This window comes from Candidatus Avelusimicrobium faecicola, from assembly GCA_900540405.1.
GTDB classification, from domain to species: domain Bacteria; phylum Elusimicrobiota; class Elusimicrobia; order Elusimicrobiales; family Elusimicrobiaceae; genus Avelusimicrobium; species Avelusimicrobium faecicola.
Window position 1 is genome coordinate 1 of sequence record UQFW01000086.1, and the last position, 2,705, is coordinate 2,705.

The following is a 2,705-nucleotide window of genomic DNA, read 5'->3' on the forward strand; positions in this document are numbered from 1 at the left end:
CTCTTGGTCCCCCAGTTGGCGCAAAGGCACGCCGGAACAAGAAGCAAGTGTGGTGGTGTATTTGACCTGACCGGAGATAAACAGTACCGGTGCGCTGTCCGTCCACGCGCCGAAAACACCGTTTAAGCAGTTCAGCCCACCCGGCCCGGTGGTCACGCACACAACCGCTAATTTTTGGTGGGCGCGCGCATACCCCTCGGCACACATGGAGGAGGCTTGTTCGTTATGATTGCAAATCAGACGGATTTTTTTACTTTTACCTAAGCTATCGTTTAAGTGCATAGCGCCGCCGCCGGAAACCATAAAAACGGTATCCACGCCCAGCGCCTCCAACTTTTTTACCAAATAGTCCGAAGTTTTAATCATATTTGAAAAATGCTTACAACCGCCCGCCTGCGGCCTCAATCAATTTTTTATAACGGTCTTCCAACATGGTTAAGCGCTGTTCGTCCTCGCGGTAAATCATACCGTAGAAATCGCGCTTGTTTTGCAACCACATCAGTTCAAAACCTACGGCCTTCAAAATGCCTTTATCGGCATTAGGGTCTTTGATGGCCGCTTGGGCATCAAAAATCACTTTGCGCGTTTCAAACTTGGTTAAAGCCCCTTGCGGCAGGCGCGCAAAAAACGGTAGCGAGTGCGCGGAAACACCGCCGCCGATAACCATTTTTTTGCCGGCGCGGTGTATTTTGCGGCTCATGCTTTCGGCCATTTGAAAAATAGTTTCCGAATTAATATCCTCGCGGGAAAGCCCCATAGAGCCCGTCATATCCACGCGCCCCAAAACAATGCCGGCCAGTTCATTAAATTCCGCACAGGCCATCATGGCGTCCAGATTTTGCATACCGGTAATGGTTTCCACATTAATAAAAAATTCCATTTCGCGGCGTTCCTCTTGCGGGAATACAAAGTGGGTGGCTTTTACATATTTGCTCATGGCGTAAGGGGTTTCAATCATAGGGCCTACAATGCCCTTTACACCAATGGTGCGGGCATCAAACATATCTTTTACGGCTTCGCACCCGCCTATTTTTATGGTTAAATCCAACCCCGCGCGCGTGACTACTTCCTTTAGGCGCAAGGCTTCTTCCATGCGGGTTCCCTCGGCCTCAAATTCCGCCTTTACCCCCAATACATGGTGGTTTTCTTTCAAGTCTTTTAAGGCGTCCAACATTTTAAGTTCTAAATGGTTCATATTCTCCCCCACAGGCGGCACACCGCAATTTAGTTTACAAAATAACACCGTGCGCGGGCAAGAACACCCGCGCGCGCGTATGAACGCTGACGAAAATGCCAAGAATTGCTATAATACAAATATATTTATTAAATCACACGCAAAGAGGATTTTATGGAAGGAATCAGCGCTCTTATCAGCAAAACCAAAACCGAAATGGCCGACCATGTTAAACATTTGGAACGGGACTTGGCCACCATCCGCACCGGCCGTGCCAGCGCGGGCCTGTTGGAAAACATCCGCGTAGATTATTACGGCACGCAAACCCCCATTAAACAAATGGCTATGATTAACATATTGGACGCTAAAACGTTGGAAATCCAACCGTGGGACATCAGCGCCATTAACGATATTGATAAAGCCCTCCAAAAGGCCGATTTGGGCGCCAGCCCGGTAAACGACGGCAAAGTCATCCGCATTACGCTGCCGTCCATGACGGAAGAACGCCGCAAACAGTTGGCTAAAAATATTTCCAAAATGAGCGAAGACTACAAAGTGGCCGTGCGCAACAACCGCCGCGAAGTAATTGAAAAGCTCAAAAAAGCGCAAAAAACGGGCGAAATTACCGAAGACGACTTGAAACGCTATGAAGGGGATGTGCAAAAAGCTACGGATTTGTATGTGGCCGAAATTGACAAAACCATCAAAGCCAAAGAAACCGAAATTATGAAAATCTAGTTTCCGCCCAAACGCTGAAACATTTTTTACAGCCCCCGGTTCCGCCGGGGGTTTTTTATTATTCTGTTTCTGTTAGCGGGGCCTTACAAATCTTAAAAAAAGCGCTTGCCAATCCGCACAAAAAAATGGTGCATTTGCAAATAGCGCGAACTGCCGTTTGCCGGGTCCAAATCCGCCGTTTGGATAAAAGGCAGCACATAGCGGTATTCCGCCCCGATAAAATAAGTAGGGCTCAAATCTACTTCCACCCCCGCGCCCGCCGTTGCGGCCACGGCCCATTTATCCCGGAACGATTCTTCCCCCGCCTGGCGCCGCGTTAAGCGCAGCCACGCGCCCCCCACCCCCAGCGGCGCATACACGCGGAAATTTTTGGCTACATTCCACTTAAATTTGAACAGCCCGAACACTTCCTGCGTTTGCAGGGTGTATTCCGTGCCCCGCACGGCCGCCGGAGTGCGGAAAGCGGCGTAATTGTATTCGGCACCGGTGCTTAAAAAGGGGAGCATATCCACCAGCGCGGCGGTCCCCAACACGGCCCCCGGTTTGGTGTAATCCCCACCGCCTTTGGGGCCGGACGGACTTTGCGCCATACCTAAACCCAACGTCATTTCCCCGCCGGAATACGCGCCCCAGTTGCCCAAATCGGCAAATTGCCGTTCCCCACGGACGACCGTATATTCCTGCGCCGCCAAAGGCGCACCCACAAATAGGCACAAACAAAAAACAATCCAAATTTTATTCATAAAAACGCTCCGTTTATTTTGATACCTGATTTTATTATAACTTTTTCTTA

4 protein-coding genes are annotated in these 2,705 nt (G+C 49.9%); 1 reads left to right on the top strand and 3 read right to left on the bottom strand.

Annotated elements, in window-relative coordinates:
* Together ACQY18_RS06565 and ACQY18_RS06570 are read right to left on the bottom strand one after the other, a co-directional pair.
* On the bottom strand, positions 1 to 366 hold a 366-nt coding region (locus ACQY18_RS06565), incomplete at its 3' end, for a thiamine pyrophosphate-binding protein (RefSeq protein WP_428039294.1).
* Between the two features lie 13 nt (positions 367 to 379).
* Positions 380 to 1,195, bottom strand: coding sequence for an aldolase/citrate lyase family protein (locus ACQY18_RS06570; protein ID WP_428039295.1), 816 nt, complete (start codon positions 1,193 to 1,195; stop codon positions 380 to 382).
* Between the two features lie 162 nt (positions 1,196 to 1,357).
* Here ACQY18_RS06570 and frr point away from each other — a divergent pair, with 162 nt between their 5' ends.
* Positions 1,358 to 1,912 carry a ribosome recycling factor gene (frr, locus tag ACQY18_RS06575; RefSeq protein ID WP_428039297.1) on the top strand — a complete coding sequence of 185 codons (555 nt, stop codon included), beginning with the start codon at positions 1,358 to 1,360 and terminating at the stop codon, positions 1,910 to 1,912.
* A 92-nt stretch (positions 1,913 to 2,004) separates the two neighbouring features.
* Here the strand turns inward: frr and ACQY18_RS06580 are convergent, their stop codons facing one another.
* Entirely contained in the window at positions 2,005 to 2,655 is a 651-nt protein-coding gene (locus ACQY18_RS06580; protein ID WP_428039296.1) for an outer membrane beta-barrel protein, read from the bottom strand.
* Positions 2,656 to 2,705: the final 50 nt, after the last annotated feature.